This window comes from Arthrobacter sp. zg-Y916 (genome assembly GCF_020907385.1).
In the GTDB taxonomy this organism is placed as follows: Bacteria; Actinomycetota; Actinomycetes; order Actinomycetales; family Micrococcaceae; genus Arthrobacter_B; species Arthrobacter_B caoxuetaonis.
Genome location: NZ_JAJJOD010000005.1, coordinates 17,965 through 35,580 on the forward strand (window position 1 = coordinate 17,965; position 17,616 = coordinate 35,580).

Genomic DNA, 17,616 nt, shown 5'->3' on the forward strand with positions numbered 1-17,616 from the left:
CCCGTTCAGCTGCTGTACGCCGAGTTTTCGTGGACGTAGTCGGTGGTCAGGTCGTTGGTCCAGATGGTCGCGGATTCGCTGCCCGCAGCCAGGTCGATTTCCACACTGACCGCGCGGCCGGTCAGGTCAACGCCCTCCCGCGGGTCGCCGATGCCGCCGTTCCGGCAGACCTGCACCCCGTTGATGGTGACGTTGATCTGGTCCGGCTCGAACGCGGCGTCGGTGGTACCGACGGCGGAGAGCACCCGGCCCCAGTTCGGATCGTTGCCAAAGATGGCGGTCTTGAAGAGGTTCGACCGTGCGACGGCGCGGGATGCGGCTTCTGCGTCGGCCACCGTGGCGGCGTTGATGGTGGTGATGGCGATGTCGTGGCTGGCGCCTTCGGCGTCGGTGATCAGCTGCTGGGCCAGCGAGTGGCACACCTCGGTAAGTCCCCGGGTGAACTCCTCCGTGTCCGGAACAGTGCCGGAAGCGCCGGAGGCCATCAGGATCACGGTGTCGTTCGTGGACATGCAGCCGTCTGAGTCGGTGCGGTCGAACGTCACGGCGGTGGCGGCGCGCAGTGCCTGGTCCAGGGCAGCGGCGTCGAGGGCGGCGTCGGTAGTCAGCACCACCAGCATGGTGGCCAGGCCCGGAGCCAGCATGCCGGCGCCCTTGGCCATGCCGCCGATGCTGTAGCCGCTGCCTTCAAAGACGGCCTGCTTGGAGACCGTGTCCGTGGTCATGATGGCCTCGGCCGCCAGGGCACCGCCGTCGGAGGCCAGGGCCTGGGCCGCTGCTTCCGCGCCGGGCAGCAGCTTATCCATGGGCAGCTGCTCGCCGATCAGGCCGGTGGAGCAGACCAGGACGTCATTGGCGGAAACGCCCAGCAGGTCCGCGACCTTTTCGGCCGTGGCGTGGGTGTTCTGGAAGCCCTGGGGACCGGTGCAGGCGTTGGCGCCGCCGGAGTTCAGGAACACGGCGTCGGCCCGTCCGTCGGAGATGGCCTGCCGTGACCAGTGCACGGGAGCTGCGGCAACCCGGTTGCGGGTGAAGACAGCTGCAGCGGACTTGACCGGGCCGTCGTTGACCACCAGGGCGACGTCGCGGCCGCCGGAGGCCTTTAGGCCCGCGGTGACGCCGGCGGCGCGGAACCCTGCCGGTGCGGTGATGCCGGTGGCGGTGCTGCTGGACAGTTCGGCGGTCATTACGGTGCGACTCCCTGCTGGGTGAGCCCGGCGCCTTCCGGCAGGCCGAGTGCGATGTTCATGGACTGGATGGCTCCGCCGGCGGTGCCCTTGGTGAGGTTGTCGATCACGGCGGAGACGATCACCCGGCCCGCGTGCGGATCGAAGGCGAGCTGCAGGGCGGCGTAGTTTGAGCCGACCACCATCTTGGTGGCGGGCCACTGGCCTTCGGGCAGCACCCGGACAAAGGACTCCTCGCCGTAGGCCCTTTCCCAGGCGTTCCGCAGGGCGGCGGCGTCGACGCCGGGCCGGACCTTCGCCGTAGCGGTGGTGAGGATGCCTCGGGCCATGGGCGCCAGCGTCGGGGTGAAGGAAATGGAGACCTGCTCCCCCGCTGCGGCGGAGAGGCCCTGTTCGATTTCCGGGGTGTGCCGGTGCCCGCCGCCTACGCCGTAGGGGCTCATGCCGCCCATGACCTCGGAGCCGAGCAGATGCGGCTTAGCGGCCTTGCCCGCCCCGGAGGTGCCGGACGCGGCGACGATGACGACGTCGTCGGGCTCCAGCAGGCCGGCCGCGAAGCCGGGGGTGAGCGCCAGAAGCGAGGACGTGGGGTAGCAGCCGGGAACGGCAATGCGCTTGGCGCCGCGGAGCAGTTCGCGGTGTCCGGGCAGTTCGGGCAGGCCGTAGGGCCAGGAGCCGGCGTGCGGGGAGCCGTAGAACTTCTCCCAGGCGGCGGGATCGGTGAGCCTGTGGTCGGCGCCGGCGTCGATTACCAGGGTGTCGTCGGGCAGCTGCGCAGCGATTTCTGCACTGGCGCCGTGCGGCAGTGCCAGGAAAACGACGTCGTGGCCGGTCAGGTTTTCTACCGTGGTGTCCACCAGGACGCGGTCGGCCAGCGCGTGCAGGTGCGGCTGGAGTTCCCCGAGGCGGGACCCCGCGTTGCTGTGGGCGGTGATGGCACCAATTTCGACGTTGGGGTGGCCGGCGAGCAGGCGCAGGACCTCTCCCCCGGCGTAGCCACTGGCTCCTGATACGGCAACGGAAATCGTCATGGCATCCACCCTACAGCAGTTTTATGCATCAGGCTTCATAATTATGCATTGTGACTTCCGGGGCGTCCCCAGAGGCGCCCGGCCCGGAGCGGGCCTACGATGGTCCTCAATCCCGGCAACTTCACGGAAGAGGCAATCCCATGCACAAAGCCATTGTCGTCCCCTCACCCGGCGGACCGGAAATCCTGCGTTACGAAGACGTGGATCTGCCTGTCCCCGGTCCCAATGAAATCCTGGTGAAGGTTGCAGCTGCCGGGGTGAACTTCATTGACACCTACCAGCGCAGCGGCGTGTACCCCATGAAGTACCCGTTCATTCCTGGTTCTGAGGCGGCGGGCACCGTAGTCCAGGCCGGTCTTGACGTCGCCTCGTTCCGGGACGGGGACCGGGTGGCCACCGCCGAGGGAGGCGGAGCCTACGCCGAATACATGCTGCTCGATGCTGCCAAGGCGCTTCCCGTGCCGCACGGGGTTTCCAGCGAGGTGGCTGCCGCCCTGCCGCTGCAGGGCATCACAGCGCATTACCTCTGCAACTCCACCTATCCGGTGCAGTCCGGGGAAACAGTCCTGACGCATGCGGGTGCCGGCGGCGTCGGCCTGCTGCTTACCCAGCTGCTGAAGGCCAAAGGCGCCACCGTCATCACCACTGTTTCGACCGATGACAAAGCGGAACTCGCTGCCGGCGCGGGAGCGGACCATGTGCTGCGGTACGACGGCTTCGCCGACCGGGTCCGCGAGCTGACGGACGGGCGCGGCGTGGATGTGGTGTTCGACGGCGTCGGGAAGACCACGTTCGACGGTTCCCTGTCCAGCCTGAGGCCGCGCGGCATGATGGTGCTGTTCGGCGGGGCGTCGGGCCAGGTGCCGCCGTTCGATATCCAGCGGCTGAACGCCCTGGGGTCGCTGTACCTGACGCGGCCGACCATAAGGGATTACCTCCTCAGCGCCGAAGAGCGCCAGTGGCGTGCGCGTGAGCTGTTCGAAATGGTGGAGGCCGGAACCCTGGACGTACGGATCGGGGCCACCTATCCCCTTGCCGACGCCGCGAAGGCGCATGAGGACCTTGAGGGCCGTAAGACCACCGGCAAGGTGCTGCTGGTTCCGTAGGGATTGGGCTCAGGCGGTTTGTTAGCTGCCAGCCCCCTGGCGCTGATTCGGATTTCTGCTGCCGGTTTCGACTTCTGCTGACGGCTGGAACCGGCAGCAGAAACGCAAACCGGTCGAATGCTCAAAACAGCGACGGCAGACGGTTGCCATCCAAGCCAAGCCCCCATATTGTTTATCAATAATATTGATAATCGATATGGGGGAATAATGGCCAGCCTGACGCACACCGGAAAACCGAAGACCGTCCAGTTCGCGATGATCTCTGTCTGGCTCGTTGCCGGACTCGCAGTACTCGGGAGTGCTGTTGAGTCATTCGTTACGCTCTCCGGCCGGACTCCCCTGGCGTTCGGGGGTGCCGATCCCCGGGTCCAGCTCATCTCACTCCCCCAAATCAATCAGGCGCAGCTTCGCGAGGGTGCAGTCGGCTATCTGGTCGATATTCCGCTCTGGCTGCGTGCCTTGTGTGCGGCTCCCGCCCTGCTCTACGTGGCCCTCGCGCTGGTCGCGGCAGTTCTCTTGACAAGAATCCTGCGGGAAATCTCTGCTGGACGCCCGTTTGCAGCACCCGTGCGGAAAAACATGATGGCCCTTAGCCTCATCCTTATCGGTGCAGGGCTTCTTTACGGAACTCTCGACGCCGCCGCCGGCCGGGCCGTGTTCGAGGTAGCGAGCGACTTCCGCACCGAAGATTTCCCCCTCGGCGCAGACTACGCCGTGATCAGCACCGACGCTCCCCGGTGGCCGTACTTCATGATCACGAGCGGCGTCGTTGGACTGGCACTTTCCAGCGCTTTCAAAGCCGGCGGCAGACTGCAGGAAGAGAACGACGGACTTGTCTGAGACGCAGACCCCATCCGATCCCGCGCCAGACAGCGAACACAGGGTCGTATGCCATTTGGACCGCGTACTGCTCCAGCGGGGAATGACCCTGACTGAACTTTCCAGGCTCACCGGCATAACCATGGCAAACCTGTCCATCCTAAAAACCAACAAGGCCAAGGCGGTTCGTTTCACCACCCTGACAGCAGTCTGCGATGCCCTCGAAACCACGCCGGGTGAACTCTTCAGCATCGGCTCCCGGAATTGAAACACAGCGGGTGTCCCAAAGCGGAGCGGATGAGAGCTCCCGAACAGCGGGTTCCGTAGGATTGTGCGAGACTCGGCGTCGTGATGAGCACTAGAACCACGGATCGGGTCGCGATGCTCGACGCCGCGACAATCGCGCTGGCCGTCGGCGGGGTCCTGCTCGGCAACCTCATCGGCCTCCCGCCGGACGCCCAGTTCGCCCAGCTGGTGCTGATCGTTTTCGGACTGAACACGGTCATCCTGGTTCTCCGGGACCGCCGTGCCGCCGGCAGGCAGGACAAGGCTCGAACCCTTCAGCCCTCGCGCGGGCGCATGGCAGCCGCCTGCGGGTTCATGGCCTTTATCGTGGCCATAGCTGTTTACGCCGGCCTAACTCCGGGGCACGGTTGGATCGCAACCGGGCTTGTGCTCATCGGCTCGGGGGCAAGCATCCAGTTCCTGGTGGAGGACAGGAAGCTGCCCCGCTAGCCCTGCCCAAGACGCACCGGACGGAGCTGCAGTTTGTGCACCATTTCGCTGCAATCGGGGCGTGCAGCATGTCCGAACGTGCAGGGCTTCCCGCAGGTCTCCCCTCCCCCCCCCCAAAAAAATGACAACCGGCTCGCCGCATGCCGGGCCACGGAGCCGCGCATGGCTGGCCACCTGCCGGAACCCCAGCAACTCGGAACGAAACCGATTTCGCTGGGAATCCCAACCCGGGTCAGGCACAATCACGGCGAAGTGTCCGTCGCACCTTGCAGGAGGAATCATGCCGGAAAGCCCCCAGGATCTGCTGGTGCAGCGAATCCGCGAGACCCTGCAGACGCAGCGCTCGGTCCGGGAGAAACGCATGTTCGGGGGCGTGGCTTTTATGGTGGACGGGGGTCTGGCGGTCTCGGCAGGCCAGGACGGAGACCTGTTGGTCCGGGTCGACCCTGCGGAGTACGAAGACCTGCTGGCCAAAGGCGGACAGCCGGCCTTCATGGGCAGCGGCAGGCCGATGGGCCAAGGGTGGCTGAACGTACCCGCCGTCGAGGTTGACGACGACAAGGCCCTGGCCTGGTGGATCGCCGTCGGACTCACGTCAGAACGCACCTAGGGGCGGCACGCTGTCCCTCCCCGACACAACAGAACGCCCCGCCGGAAGTCCGGCGGGGCGTTCTGTTCACGATGAAATTACCGCTGCACGGCACCAAAACGCTCGGCGGCCAGCGCGACGGCGGCGGCCCGGGATTCCGAGGCTTCGTCGGCGGTCAGCGTCCGGTCCGGAGCGCGGAAGCGCAGCGCGAAGGCCAGGGACTTGCGCTCCGGCTCGATGCCCTTGCCGGTGTAGACGTCGAACAGAACGATGTTTTCCAGCAGGTCCCCGGCGCCTTCGCGCAGGGTTTCCAGCACGGACTCGGCCGGGATGTCTTCACCCACGATCAGCGCCACATCCTGCGTGGTGGCCGGGTAGGTGGAGATTTCCTTCGCCACGATCACGTCCGGAGCAGCGTCGAACAGGGCATCGGCGTCGAGCTCCAGTGCCACGGTGCGGGCCGGCATATCCCGGGCTGCGAGCAGCTTCGGGTGTAGTTCGCCGGCGTAACCAACGGTTTCGCCGCTGCGAAGCGAGATCTTCGCGGTGCGTCCCGGGTGGAAGGCTTGGTGTTCGCCCTGGCTGATCACCAGTTCGACGCCGAGCACGTCACCCATGAGCCGGGCGGTGTCGACGGCGTCGGCCCAGTCCCAGGTACGCGGAGTATGGCCGGCGCCGGCCGGTGACTCGTGGCCGGTGAACAGCACGCCGATGTGCAGCGGCTGGTCGGGGATGCCGTTGTACAGCCCGTCCAGCACGTCGTCGGAGGGCTTGATGCCCAGCGGCGGAATCGTCTCGGTGCCGTTCTGCTCTCCGGGCAGGAAGACCAGTGCCGATTCGAAGAGCGCCAGGTCGCGGAAGCCGCGCGAGAGGTTCCGCTTGGCGACGTCGAACAGGCCCGGCAGCACCGAGGTGCGCAGGTAGCCGAACTCGGCGGACAGCGGGTTGGCCAGCTTCACGGCCGGGCGCTGCTCGCCGGCAACCGGCGTGCCGAACGTGTTGTTGTCCGCTTCAGTAACGAACGGGTAGGACAGCACTTCGGTAAGTCCCGACGCCGCGAGGGACTGCAGGAGCCGGCGGCGCTGCTGCTGGACACGGGTGAGGCCACGGCCGGGAGGAGCTACAGGCAGGGTGGAGGGAATCTTCTCGTACCCCACCAGCCGGATGATTTCCTCAGTGAGGTCCTCACGTGTCTCCAGGTCGGTCCGCCAGCTCGGAGGAACCACCCGGAAGCCGCCGTCGGCCTTTTCCACGTAGGCGCCCAGATCGGTGAGCGTCCCGGTGATCTGATCCTCGGTGAAGTCCAGGCCGATCAGCTTGGCCGGGAAGTCCGCGGGCAGGAAGATGCTGCGGGTCTCCGGCGCGGTGCCGGCGTCGGTGATGGATTCATCGGCGGTGCCGCCGGCCAGTTCCACCAGGAGGTCGACGGCGCGCTGGGCGGCAATGTCGGCAACGTACCAGTCCACGCCGCGCTCGAAGCGCTTGGACGCTTCGGAGGGCAGCTTGTGGCGGCGGCGGGAGCGCCCGATGGACACTTCTTCGAAGTGGGCAGCCTCGATCAGCACGTTCTGCGTGGCGTCGGAGACCTCGGTGGTGGCTCCGCCCATCACGCCGGCGATGCCGATGGCACCGGACCCATCCGTGATCAGCAGATCTTCGGGATCCAGGGTGCGGACCTTCTCATCCAGGGTCTTCAGCGTCTCGCCCGGGTTGGCGCGGCGGACGACGATTTCGCCGGTGAGCTTGTCCAGGTCGTAGAAGTGCAGCGGCTGGCCCAGCTCGAGCATCACGTAGTTGGAAATATCCACCACCAGCGAGATGGACCGCATGCCTGCCAGGCGCAGGCGCGCGGACATCCACGGCGGCGTCGGCCGGGAGGGATCAACGCCGCGGACGGTGCGGGCCACGAAGCGGTCACAGCCGGCCTTGCCGTAGATCGGAGCTTCGTCGGCCAGGCGCACCGGGAACCCGGCGCCGTCGGCTTCCGGAACCTCCACCGTGGCGGCAGGATCGGTGAACTTGGTGCCGGTCGCGTGGGCGTACTCGCGGGCAGCGCCGCGGATCGAGAAGACGTAGCCGCGGTCGGGGGTGACGTTGATTTCCGCGGCCTGGTCGTAGAGACCCAGCAGCTCCATCGCGTCGGTGCCGACCTCGGGATCGAGTCCCAGGGTGGAGAGCACCAGGATGCCGTCGTGGTCCTCGCCAATACCGAGTTCACGCACGGAGGCGATCATGCCGGCGGAAACGTGGCCGTAGGTCTTGCGCGGGCTGATCCGGAAGTCACCGGGCAGCACGGCGCCGGGCAGGGTGACAACAACCTTGTCCCCCACCTCGAAGTTGTGCGCACCGCAGACAATGCCCTGCACGCCGGACGGGTCGATCCCGTCACCGGTGAGCGTCTGCTCGGCGCCCTCGGGCACCACGCGGACGGTGCACCAGTTGATGGTCTTGCCGTTCTTCTGCGGTTCGGGCTCCTTGGAAAGCACCTGGCCCACCACGATCGGCCCCTGCAGCTCGTCGGTGGGACGGTGGACGTCCTCTTCCTCCAGGCCAACCTTGACCAGCTCTGCCATGACGTCTTCGGCGGTTGCGTCCGCCGGAACCTGGGCATACTCGCGCAGCCAGGAAAGTGGGATTCTCACTTAGATCTCCATCCCGAAGTGTTCGCTGAAACGTACGTCGCCTTCGATCATGTCCCGCATATCCGATACTTCATTGCGGAACATCAGGGCACGTTCAATGCCCATGCCAAAGGCAAAACCTGAATAGACCTCGGGGTCGATTCCCGCGGCGCGCAGCACGTTGGGGTTGACCATGCCGCAGCCGCCCCACTCGATCCAGCGCGGACCGCCCTTGGCTCCGGGGTGCCAGATGTCCAGCTCGGCGCTCGGCTCGGTGAACGGGAAGTAGTTCGGGCGCAGGCGCACCTTCGCTTCATCGCCGAAGAGCACGCGGGTGAAGTGCTCCAGGGTGCCGACCAGGTCTGCCATCGTCAGACCCTTGTCGATGGCCAGGCCTTCGAACTGGTGGAACACGGGGGTGTGTGTAGCGTCGAGCTCGTCGGTGCGGAAGACCTTGCCCGGGCAGAGCACGTAGATCGGCAGCTCGCGCTCGAGCATGGAGCGGACCTGCACCGGGGAGGTGTGCGTGCGCATCACCAGGTGCGCCTCGGGAGGCTCTACGAAGAAGGTGTCCTGCATTTCGCGGGCCGGGTGGTCCGGCTTGAAGTTCAGCGCATCGAAGTTGAACCACTCGGACTCGACCTCGGGACCTTCGGCGATTTCCCAGCCCATGCCTACGAAAATGTCGCTGACGCGGTCCTGCAGGGTGGAAAGCGGGTGGCGTCCGCCCATGCGGCGGCGGCGCGGGGCGGCGGTAACGTCGACGGCTTCCTCAACGAGGATCCGGGCGTCACGCTCGGCTTCCAGCTCCACGGTGCGGGCGGCGAGCGCCTGGTTGATCCGTCCGCGGGCCGGGCCTACAACCTTGCCGGCGGCGGCCTTCTGGTCCTTGGGGAGTCCGCCGATCTGGCGGTTGGCCAGGGACAGCGGGGACTTCTCGCCGGTGACTGCAATCCGGACGTCCTTAAGGCTGTCCAGGTCAGTGGCGGCGGCGATGGCTGCGAGCGCTGAATCGACGGCAGCGGTTATCGCTGACTCGTCCAGCGGATTGGGAGCCGCGTTGTCTGGGGAGTCCGTCCCCGGTGTGGAATTCGACATGTACCGTTCTTACCTGTTTCCGGCCGTGTTGATGTGGGTGAAAGTAAAAGGGATGCTGCAGGCAAAGGTACGCAGCCTGCGCCTACCAGTCTAACCAACTCACGCTCCCGGTCCCGGCAGTGTGAAGGCACCCCCTCCCTTAGCATGGGCGCATGACGTCAGCCTTGTCCCGTATGCAGGCACTGCGCCGCGCGGTAAACCTGGTCAACGGTACGACGGCGGCCGGCCTGCTGGCCGCCCGGATTGGCAGGGTGCGGGTTCGGAGCGGTCCCGGCGGATTGCTGCTCGCCGGCGGCTGGGAGCTGCCCCTGCCGCATGCCGCGGCATTCACCGTGGGCAATGTGGTCCTGTACCGTTCCCGCGTGGCCCGGGAGTTCGACGTCGCACCTGCCTCTTCCCTGCTGCGCCACGAGGCGCGGCACAGCTCCCAGTACGCGGTGCTGGGGCCGGCGTTCCTGCCGCTGTACTTCGCCGCCGCGGGGTTCTCCAAGCTGCGTACCGGGGACCCGGCGTCGTCGAACATCTTCGAAATCCTGGCCGGGCTTTCCGACGGTGGATACCGGCCCCGCCCCATGCGCCGAGAGGTCAGTTGCGGCTGCTTTCGACGCTGAAAAGAGCCGTAAGTGGCCTCTCGAGGGGTAGGCATGTATTCGAACATATGTTCTAATGGTGGGCATGAGGTGGCAGGAACGCGAACCCAAGGCTGCTCCGGCAGCCGATGCCCTGCTGCCGCTGCAGGGGCTGGTGAGGTCCGTGCAGACGCCGGGATTCGCGGGCGTGACCTTCCATGAGGTGCTGGCCAAGTCCGTCCTGAACAAGGTCCCCCGGACTTCCTCCATGCCGTTTGGCTGGACGGTCAATCCGTACCGCGGCTGCAGCCACGCCTGCGTGTACTGCTTCGCCCGCAAGACCCACAGCTATCTGGACCTGGACACCGGCGCCGACTTCGACAGCCAGCTGGTGGTGAAGATCAACGCTGCCGAGGTGCTGCGCAGGGAGCTGGCCCGCCCCTCCTGGCAGCACGAGCACGTGGCCATGGGCACCAACACCGACCCGTACCAGCGCGCTGAAGGCCGCTACAAGCTCATGCCCGGCATCATCCGTGCCCTGGCGGACAGCGGCACGCCCTTCTCGATCCTGACCAAGGGAACGCTGCTGGCCCGGGACCTGCCGCTCCTGGCTGAAGCCGCACAGCAAACCAGCATCAGCATGGGCATCTCCCTGGCCCTGCTGGATCCGCAGCTGGCCAACCAGGTGGAGCCCGGCACACCGTCCCCCAAGGCACGGCTGGAGCTGATTCGCCGTATCCGCGACGCCGGCATGGACTGCAACGTCATGGCCATGCCCATCCTGCCGTGGCTGACCGACGGCGATGAGTCCCTCGACGCGCTCTTCTCCGCACTGGCCGACGCCGGAGCAACCTCAGTCACGGCCGGCGCCCTGCACCTGCGGCCGGGAGCACGCGAGTGGTACCGGGAATGGCTGGCCCGCGACTATCCCCAGCTTTCGACGCGCTACGACAAGCTGTACGACGGCGGCGCCTATGCCTCGAAGGAATACCGTCAGTGGCTCGCGGGACGGATCACCCATTTCAAGAAACGTCACGGTTTCGCGGGCAAAAACCAGTTCCTGGCTACCCGGGGCGCGGCCCGGACCGCCCCGGAGCCGGCCGCAGGCCCGCCGGTTTTAGCCGGAACACTTTTCTAGTTCCCGGAAGGCCTTGACGGGTGCCGCGGCGAGTCCTAAGTTACAACCAAATGGTTGTAGATGCGTTGTCTGATGAAGCCGTGAACCGCCTGTTCCATGCCCTGGCGGACGGCACCCGCCGTGACATTCTGCGGAGGGCCGCCGCCGGAGAGTTGTCGGTTTCACGGTTGGCTGAGGCCTACCCCATGAGTTTCGCGGCCGTGCAAAAGCACGTAGCGGTTCTTGAGGCGGCGGGCCTGGTCTCCAAGGAACGCCGCGGGAGGGAACAGCTCGTGAGCACCACCCCGGACGCCGTCGAGCAGGCACACCGCGCACTGGACGCGCTGGCAGAGGCCTGGGCTGGCCGGCTGAACCGGATGCCCGACCTGCTGCGGCAGGAAACGCCCGGGAACCGCCCCGGGGCTAGGAAGAACAGCCATGAGCGTGAAAAGCATTGACAAGAACTACGACACCCTGACCATCACGGCTCTCGCAGAGTTCGAGGCAGCTCCCGAACAGGTCTGGGAGCTGTGGGCCGACCCGCGGAAGCTCGAGCGGTGGTGGGGTCCGCCAACGCACCCCGCCACGGTTCCGCAGCACGACCTGACGCCCGGGGGCACGGTCACCTACTTCATGACCGGACCGGACGGCGAAACATACCACGGTTGGTGGGAGGTGATCTCGGTCGAACGCCCGGAGAAGCTGCGCTTCCGCGACGGCTTTGCCGAGGAGGACGGCACCCGCCGGGACGACATGCCGATCTCCGACGTCACCGTCACCTTCGCTGCCCGGGACGGGGGAACGGTCGTTGAAGTCGTGACGGCATTTGCGGACCGGGAGCAGATGGAGGAACAGATCTCCATGGGTGCCATCGACGGCGTGGCCTGCGCCATGTCCCAAATGGACGCGATCCTCGCGGACGCCTGACCCGGCTTCCAGTGGCGGCGCCCCAGCGGCGGCAGGCCCCGGCTAGGCGATTCCGGCCGGGGGCTGACCCGCGGCCACGCGAACTGCCGAGACGATCGGCAGGTCTGCCGGAATCCAGGGCAGTTCAGCAAGTTCCGGGGAATCCAAGCGGACCCAGCGAAGCTCATCGTGGTCCTCCAGGGGCCGGGGCTCCCCGGCTGTCACCTCAACGAGCCACACCCGCATCGCGGCTTTCGGGTTCAGGGGCCAGCCCTGCTCCAGCGGTCCGGCCACTTCGGCGCCCAGAACCACCTCAATGCCCAGCTCTTCGGCCAGCTCGCGGTGCAGGGCGGCTTCGCAGGTCTCCCCCGGTTCAACCTTGCCGCCGGGAAACTCCCACATACCGGCATAGGCTTCCGGAGCCGTGCGGCGGGCAGCCAGCAGGCTCCGCGGCTGGCCCAGGTCATCCACGATCGCGGCTCCGACTACCTGCTTCAGTTCTGAATTCGACACGGATCGAGTCTACGGTGCGCTCTGGCCTAGAATTGGATGGAACGGCATCGTGGCCGTTTGGCCCCCGGCCAGCAGCAGCGTCTCCAGTTCCCTATCGGCCCCGGGCCCGCCAGACGCGCCCGTGTCTTTTCCACGGCTCCGCGGCAACCGCTGAACCGAAAGCACCCCGCACTTATGCCTTCCCTGCGCGTAGCGACGCCCAAAACCCGCCACGTTTCCCTAGCCATCGCGGCCCTTGCCGCGGGTGGTTTTGCCATCGGCACCACTGAGTTCGCCATCATGGGCCTGCTGCAGGAGATGGTCGCCGATCTCGGCGTTTCCGTCCCTGAAGGCGGCCATGTCATCTCTGCCTACGCCCTCGGCGTCGTCGTCGGGGCACCGCTGCTTGCCGCAGCGGGCGCCAAGATGCCCCGTAAGTGGCTGGCTCTGGGGCTGATGGCGTTCTTCGCCGTCGCCAATCTTTCTTCCTTCATTGCCCCGGACTACGGCTGGCTGCTGGTTACCCGGTTCCTTTCCGGACTGCCCCACGGCGCCTTCTTCGGGGTCGCGGCTGTGATCGCGGCATCCCTGGTGGCGCCCACAAAGCGAGGGTGGGCAATCTCGATGGTCATGCTGGGCCTGAGCATCGCCAACGTGATAGGCGTGCCGTTCGCCACCTGGCTGGGGCAGCTTGCCGGCTGGCGCTGGATGTTCGTGCTGGTGGGGGCCATCGCCCTGCTCACCGTGGCCCTGGTCGCCTGGTTCGTCCCGTTCCAGGCCACTCACCCGGATGCCAGCATCCGGCGCGAACTCAGTGCCCTGCGGCGGATGCAGATGTGGCTGGCCCTGCTGGTGGGCACCGTCGGCTTCGGCGGGTTCTTCGCGGTCTACACCTACATCTCCCCCACCATGACCGAGGTAGCGGGCTTCTCCATGGGCGTGCTGCCGCTGATCGTTGGCCTCTACGGAGTGGGACAGGTGGTCGGCAACATCGTGGGCGGCCGGATCGCGGACAAGTCCGTCATGGGCAGCATCTACGCTGTCCTCGCCGGAACCGTCCTAATCCTGGCCATCTATGCGTGGGGGGTGCAGTACAAGCCCAGCGCCATTGTGCTCGTCTTCCTGGTCGGCGCCATCGGTTCAGCACTGACACCGGCCCTGCAGACCCGGCTGCTCGATGTCTCCCCCGGAGCCGCGTCGCTGGCATCGTCCCTGAACCACGCCGCCCTGAACATGGCCAACGCCCTCGGCGCCATGGCCGGCGGCCTCGTCATTGCGTGGGGCTGGGGCTTCCAGTCCCCCGCGATAGTCGGCGCCGTACTGGCACTGATGGGGCTGGGTGTGGCGCTGCTCAGCGGCGCCCTGGACCGCCGTCGGCCGGCCCAGCAAGCCGGTAAGAAGGCTGCCGGCACACAGGAGGCGTCCACGGCCGAGGAAATCTCGCGGTAGGAGCGCTTAGCGGTTCTGTGCCCGCGCGGAAGCGTAGAGGCACACTGTGGCGGCCGTTCCCACGTTGAGGCTTTCAGCCTGCCCGTACACGGGGACGGCGACGCGGAAATCCGCTGCTGCAAGTTCGGCGTCCGACAGGCCCTGGGCTTCGTTGCCGAAAAGCCATGCAGTCTGGTTCTCCAGCCGAGGCCCTGATGTGTCTGTTGTTTCGGCACCGGGTGCCAGACGGCGCACAGCAGACTCATCCTGCAGCGCATCGAGGTCCTGGCTGCCGTAGCCGTCCGCGGCCAGGATGGTAATGCCGGCCTGACGCAGCGCATCGGCGAGTTCGGCAAACTCCACACCGGAGACAACGGGTAAGTGAAAGAGGGAGCCGACGGTGGAACGCACGGCCTTGGGATTGTGGATGTCCACGCTGGAAGCCGTCAGGATGACGGCGTCGGCGCCGGCGGAGTCTGCGGCACGCAGGATGGTGCCCGCGTTGCCCGGATCACGTACCTCGCACATCACGGCGATCAGCTTGGGCGCGGTTGCGAGGACCTCTTGAAGAGTTGGTGACTGCATTCTGCAGACCGCCACGATCCCCTGCGGCGACACGGTGTCCGCCATGGCAGCGAGGACCTCGTCTGTTGCCAGCCGGAGCGTTGTCCCGGCTGCAAGGCTGGCCAGCTCGGGCAGCCGCTGAAGGCAGGCCTCGGTGGCATACGCCTCGACGACGACGCCGGGCAGGCCCGCCTCCACAGCGTGGCGGTGAGCCAGAAGAGCTTCGCGGACAGCCTGCGGGCCCTCAGCCAGGAACAGCCCGGTCTTTAAACGCGCCGAACGCCCCGCCAGCTTCGCTGCTTCCTTCACCCGATCGGCTCGGGGATTGGACATCAGCGGCGCTGGGGAGCGTCCGGCGTCAAACATGTTCAGCAGGTACCGAAATTAGCCCTGGAACTTCTGGCGGTTTTCGCCGCCAGCAGGCTCCAGGCCGGCAGCCTTGGCTGCTTCCACGGAGTTGAACCAGTACTCGGGTACGGTCTGCTCGTACCAGGTCGAACCCGGAACGTGGTACTTGCCGGTCGTGGCGCCCTTGATGACGTAGCCCTCGGGAGCGTCACCTTCGGAAGCCTTGAAGCCGCCGTCGACAACGGTTGCGGTGGCAGCCGGAGCGGACTTGGCAGCAGCCTTGGCCGGTGCGGTCTTGGCAGCCGGAGCTGCAGCAACGGCCGGAGCCGAGGTGTCGGACGGCAGGGCGTCCTTGGCAACCTGGACCAGAGTGGCGAACGCGTTGGCGTCGTTCACGGCCAGTTCAGCCAGCATACGGCGGTCAACCTCGATCTCAGCGGCCTTCAGGCCCTGGATCAGACGGTTGTAGGTGAGGCCGTTGGCGCGGGAAGCAGCGTTGATGCGCTGGATCCACAGGCGGCGGAAGTCGCCCTTGCGCTTGCGGCGGTCACCGTAGCTGTACACATACGAGTGCAGCAGCTGCTCTTTGGCCTTGCGGACCAGGCGCGAACGCTGTCCGCGGTAGCCCTTTGCGCGCTCGAGGATAACCCGACGCTTCTTATGGGCGTTAATCGCCCGCTTCACACGTGCCACGTGCGTACTCCTTAGAAATATGTCCCGCGCACTTCTTCTGTGTGCATTGGCCTGAATGAGGCCACGGGAAAGCTAGATGGTTTGCGGAGCAGTCCTTGGCGAACCGCGCCTGGGGGAAGGATCGGCTACTTGCCGAGCATCTTCTTGATGACCTTGGCCTCGCCCGGGGTGACGATCTTGTCACCGGCGAGACGGCGGGTCAGGCGGGAGGACTTGTGCTCCAGGTAGTGGCGGCGGTTAGCCTGCTGGCGCTTGAGCTTGCCGGTACCGGTCAGCTTGAAGCGCTTCTTGGCGCCACTGTGGGTCTTCATCTTCGGCATGACTACCGATCTCCTTTTGGTTTCCGCGGGACAAGCCCGCGGGGATATGGACACCCGTAAACAGGTGTCAGGGTTTTCCTAGGGACGCCTGGGCGTACTTAGCGGTGTTGTGCTGTGCCTACTCCGCCGTGCCAGGCTTTTTCTGGCCGGCTCCCGGAGCGGGTGCCTTGCCAGCAGGCTTGGTTGCAGCAGGCTTCGCTGCAGCAGCAGGCTTGGGCCGGGCAGCAGGCTTGGGCGCGGCCGGCTTGACGGCCGTCGGCTTCGGCATTGCCATCGGCTTGGGCGCTTCGGCCGGCTTGGCTTCGGCTGGTGCCTTGGCAGCCGGCTTGGCGGCCTGGGCGGGCTTTGCCGCAGCAGCCTTGGCGGCTTCCTCGGCGCGGCGGGCATCGGCAGCAGCCTTGTCCGCAGCAGCCTTGGCAGCCTGCGCTGCCTGTTCCTTCTCGGCTGTTTCCTTCTCAGCGCGGGCCTTGTCGGCCTCTGCTGCGGAGGAGCCAAGACGCAGTCCGTCCGGCAGGAGGTCTGCCAGGCTCTGCGTCATCGGGGCCTTGTCGGCGCTGGTGTCAACCCGTGCCGGAGCCTCGCCGTTCTTGGCAGCTTCGTTGGCGGCCTTCGCCTCGGCGCGCTGGGATGCGCGGCGGGCTTCAGCCTTGGCTTCAGCCTTGTTCTTGAGGGGCCCGATCACCATGACCATGTTGCGGCCGTCGATGCGGGGGCTGGACTCAACCACACCCACCTCTGCGACGTCCTCAGCGAACTTCTGCAGCAGGCGGATACCCATTTCAGGCCTCTGCTGCTCACGTCCGCGGAACTGGATCATGGCCTTGACCTTGTCACCCGCGCCGAGGAAGCGAATGGCATGGCCGCGCTTCGTCTCGTAGTCGTGGGTGTCGATCTTCAGCCGGAAACGGATTTCCTTCAGGACCGTGTTTGTCTGGTTCTTGCGTGCCTCACGGGCCTTGACTGCGGCTTCGTACTTGTACTTGCCGAAGTCCATTAGTTTGCACACCGGCGGCTTGGCCTGCGGTGCTACCTCAACAAGATCCAGGTCGGACTCCGCTGCCAGTCGCAGGGCGTCCTCTATCCGGACCACACCTACCTGTTCCCCAGCCGGTCCTACCAACCGCACCTCAGGGACACGGATCCGATCATTGATTCTTGGCTCGCTAATGTTGCAGCTCCTGTTTGACTCAAAACGGCTACCGCCTGCAAATGAAGAAGGCCCCCAATTGCACGCGCAATCGAAGGCCTCGAAAGGTCAGCCGACACCGGAAATCCGGTGCTCATTCCCGGCGGCATCCGAAGATGCTGCCCGGGAAGGGCCGACCTGAACCCGGCAACTCTGATCCTGTCCGTAGACTGGTTTAATCAGGCTGACGCGGGTGGGAGAGTCTCCGCTTGCATACCGGCTGAACACTTGAAAAAGCAGCTCACCGCAATGTTCCCATTGGTGCTCCCCGGGGGGAGCTGCGAGCTGCCGTAAATAACGTCAACCGGTCGGTCTGTGACAAGCTTACCAGTATGAGTACCCCACAGAGCAATCCGGCTGGCGAATCTGCCCGCCACTCCTTCCCTGGAACCTCAGAGGAAGACCATTCACACGAGTCAACTCCCGTTTCATCCCAGGTCCGGGATATCGCCGAAGTAGCTGCGGTCGAAGTCATCACCACCGCCGCGGTCCACCTCATGAGCGCCGCCGCTGTGAAGTGCGGACTGGCTGAGGGTTCCGATGCCGAGGACCTTAAGGACCTTGACGAGGCCCGCAAGCTGATCACCGCACTTGCCGGATTCGTCACGGCCGCTGCTCCGGAAATCGGCAGCCAGCACGCCCGCCCGCTGCGGGACGGCCTCCGTTCCCTGCAGCTGGCCTTCCGCGAGGCTTCCCTGGTTCCCGACGCGCCGGGCCAGGGCCCGGGCGAGAAGTTCACGGGCCCGGTCAACTAACCACATCCCGCCGCAAAGCCAAAGAGCCCGGAGAGCAATCCTCTCCGGGCTC

20 protein-coding genes are annotated in these 17,616 nt (G+C 66.1%); 11 read left to right on the forward strand and 9 right to left on the reverse strand.

The genetic code is table 11. From position 1 onward, the window contains the following. Positions 1–5 precede the first annotated feature (5 nt). Positions 6–1,187: a bifunctional glutamate N-acetyltransferase/amino-acid acetyltransferase ArgJ gene (gene argJ, locus LOC59_RS09585; protein ID WP_227894759.1), complete on the reverse strand. Its 1,182-nt coding sequence runs from the start codon at positions 1,185–1,187 to the stop codon at positions 6–8. Beyond that, positions 1,187–2,218 (reverse strand): N-acetyl-gamma-glutamyl-phosphate reductase, encoded by a 1,032-nt coding sequence (gene argC, locus LOC59_RS09590; protein WP_227894760.1) that lies wholly within the window; start codon positions 2,216–2,218, stop codon positions 1,187–1,189. The genes argJ and argC overlap by 1 nt, the downstream gene beginning before the upstream one ends. A gap of 140 nt (positions 2,219–2,358) precedes the next feature. Between argC and LOC59_RS09595 the strand changes: the two genes are divergently transcribed. The 5 genes from LOC59_RS09595 (at position 2,359) to LOC59_RS09615 (ending at position 5,488) form a co-directional block, all read left to right on the forward strand. Beyond that, the gene (locus LOC59_RS09595; RefSeq protein ID WP_227894761.1) at positions 2,359–3,324 is read left to right on the forward strand and encodes a quinone oxidoreductase family protein; all 966 of its coding nucleotides are present in this window, start codon (positions 2,359–2,361) and stop codon (positions 3,322–3,324) included. A 207-nt stretch (positions 3,325–3,531) separates the two neighbouring features. Continuing rightward, positions 3,532–4,164 carry a hypothetical protein gene (locus LOC59_RS09600; RefSeq protein WP_227894762.1) on the forward strand — a complete coding sequence of 211 codons (633 nt, stop codon included), beginning with the start codon at positions 3,532–3,534 and terminating at the stop codon, positions 4,162–4,164. Positions 4,165–4,219: 55 nt separating this feature from the next. Further along, positions 4,220–4,411 (forward strand): helix-turn-helix domain-containing protein, encoded by a 192-nt coding sequence (locus tag LOC59_RS09605; RefSeq protein WP_331460435.1) that lies wholly within the window; start codon positions 4,220–4,222, stop codon positions 4,409–4,411. Positions 4,412–4,494: 83 nt separating this feature from the next. Beyond that, a complete protein-coding gene (locus tag LOC59_RS09610; protein ID WP_227894764.1) occupies positions 4,495–4,878 on the forward strand; it encodes a hypothetical protein in 384 nt (127 codons plus the stop codon). Between the two features lie 280 nt (positions 4,879–5,158). Further along, positions 5,159–5,488: a TfoX/Sxy family protein gene (locus LOC59_RS09615; RefSeq protein WP_227894765.1), complete on the forward strand. Its 330-nt coding sequence runs from the start codon at positions 5,159–5,161 to the stop codon at positions 5,486–5,488. A 77-nt stretch (positions 5,489–5,565) separates the two neighbouring features. Here LOC59_RS09615 and pheT read toward each other — a convergent pair whose 3' ends face one another. After that, entirely contained in the window at positions 5,566–8,109 is a 2,544-nt protein-coding gene (gene pheT, locus LOC59_RS09620; RefSeq protein ID WP_227894766.1) for a phenylalanine--tRNA ligase subunit beta, read from the reverse strand. After that, positions 8,110–9,186 (reverse strand): phenylalanine--tRNA ligase subunit alpha, encoded by a 1,077-nt coding sequence (gene pheS, locus LOC59_RS09625; RefSeq protein ID WP_229971687.1) that lies wholly within the window; start codon positions 9,184–9,186, stop codon positions 8,110–8,112. Positions 9,187–9,338: 152 nt separating this feature from the next. On the opposite strand from pheS, the gene LOC59_RS09630 reads away from it, so the two are divergent. The 4 genes from LOC59_RS09630 to LOC59_RS09645 all read left to right on the forward strand — a co-directional run bounded on the left by LOC59_RS09630 (position 9,339) and on the right by LOC59_RS09645 (position 11,799). Beyond that, positions 9,339–9,797, forward strand: coding sequence for a hypothetical protein (locus LOC59_RS09630; protein WP_227894768.1), 459 nt, complete (start codon positions 9,339–9,341; stop codon positions 9,795–9,797). A gap of 64 nt (positions 9,798–9,861) precedes the next feature. Next, entirely contained in the window at positions 9,862–10,893 is a 1,032-nt protein-coding gene (locus tag LOC59_RS09635; protein ID WP_229971689.1) for an Rv2578c family radical SAM protein, read from the forward strand. 50 nt (positions 10,894–10,943) lie between these two features. Beyond that, positions 10,944–11,330, forward strand: coding sequence for an ArsR/SmtB family transcription factor (locus tag LOC59_RS09640; RefSeq protein ID WP_227917380.1), 387 nt, complete (start codon positions 10,944–10,946; stop codon positions 11,328–11,330). Further along, positions 11,311–11,799 carry an SRPBCC family protein gene (locus LOC59_RS09645; RefSeq protein ID WP_227917379.1) on the forward strand — a complete coding sequence of 163 codons (489 nt, stop codon included), beginning with the start codon at positions 11,311–11,313 and terminating at the stop codon, positions 11,797–11,799. The genes LOC59_RS09640 and LOC59_RS09645 overlap by 20 nt, the downstream gene beginning before the upstream one ends. Positions 11,800–11,841: 42 nt before the next feature. Here LOC59_RS09645 and LOC59_RS09650 read toward each other — a convergent pair whose 3' ends face one another. After that, positions 11,842–12,291, reverse strand: coding sequence for a (deoxy)nucleoside triphosphate pyrophosphohydrolase (locus LOC59_RS09650; RefSeq protein ID WP_229971691.1), 450 nt, complete (start codon positions 12,289–12,291; stop codon positions 11,842–11,844). Positions 12,292–12,465: 174 nt separating this feature from the next. Between LOC59_RS09650 and LOC59_RS09655 the strand changes: the two genes are divergently transcribed. Next, entirely contained in the window at positions 12,466–13,719 is a 1,254-nt protein-coding gene (locus tag LOC59_RS09655) for an MFS transporter (protein ID WP_229971693.1), read from the forward strand. A 6-nt stretch (positions 13,720–13,725) separates the two neighbouring features. Here LOC59_RS09655 and LOC59_RS09660 read toward each other — a convergent pair whose 3' ends face one another. From LOC59_RS09660 to infC, 4 genes are all read right to left on the reverse strand, one after another. Further along, positions 13,726–14,628: a TrmH family RNA methyltransferase gene (locus tag LOC59_RS09660; protein WP_442860582.1), complete on the reverse strand. Its 903-nt coding sequence runs from the start codon at positions 14,626–14,628 to the stop codon at positions 13,726–13,728. Positions 14,629–14,646: 18 nt separating this feature from the next. Next, a complete protein-coding gene (rplT, locus tag LOC59_RS09665) occupies positions 14,647–15,303 on the reverse strand; it encodes a 50S ribosomal protein L20, sunset domain variant (RefSeq protein WP_227894774.1) in 657 nt (218 codons plus the stop codon). Positions 15,304–15,428: 125 nt separating this feature from the next. After that, positions 15,429–15,623 carry a 50S ribosomal protein L35 gene (rpmI, locus tag LOC59_RS09670; protein ID WP_055240480.1) on the reverse strand — a complete coding sequence of 65 codons (195 nt, stop codon included), beginning with the start codon at positions 15,621–15,623 and terminating at the stop codon, positions 15,429–15,431. Between the two features lie 118 nt (positions 15,624–15,741). After that, the gene (gene infC, locus LOC59_RS09675; RefSeq protein WP_229971697.1) at positions 15,742–16,749 is read right to left on the reverse strand and encodes a translation initiation factor IF-3; all 1,008 of its coding nucleotides are present in this window, start codon (positions 16,747–16,749) and stop codon (positions 15,742–15,744) included. Between the two features lie 392 nt (positions 16,750–17,141). On the opposite strand from infC, the gene LOC59_RS09680 reads away from it, so the two are divergent. Continuing rightward, positions 17,142–17,564: a DUF1844 domain-containing protein gene (locus LOC59_RS09680; protein WP_227894775.1), complete on the forward strand. Its 423-nt coding sequence runs from the start codon at positions 17,142–17,144 to the stop codon at positions 17,562–17,564. Positions 17,565–17,616 lie beyond the last annotated feature (52 nt).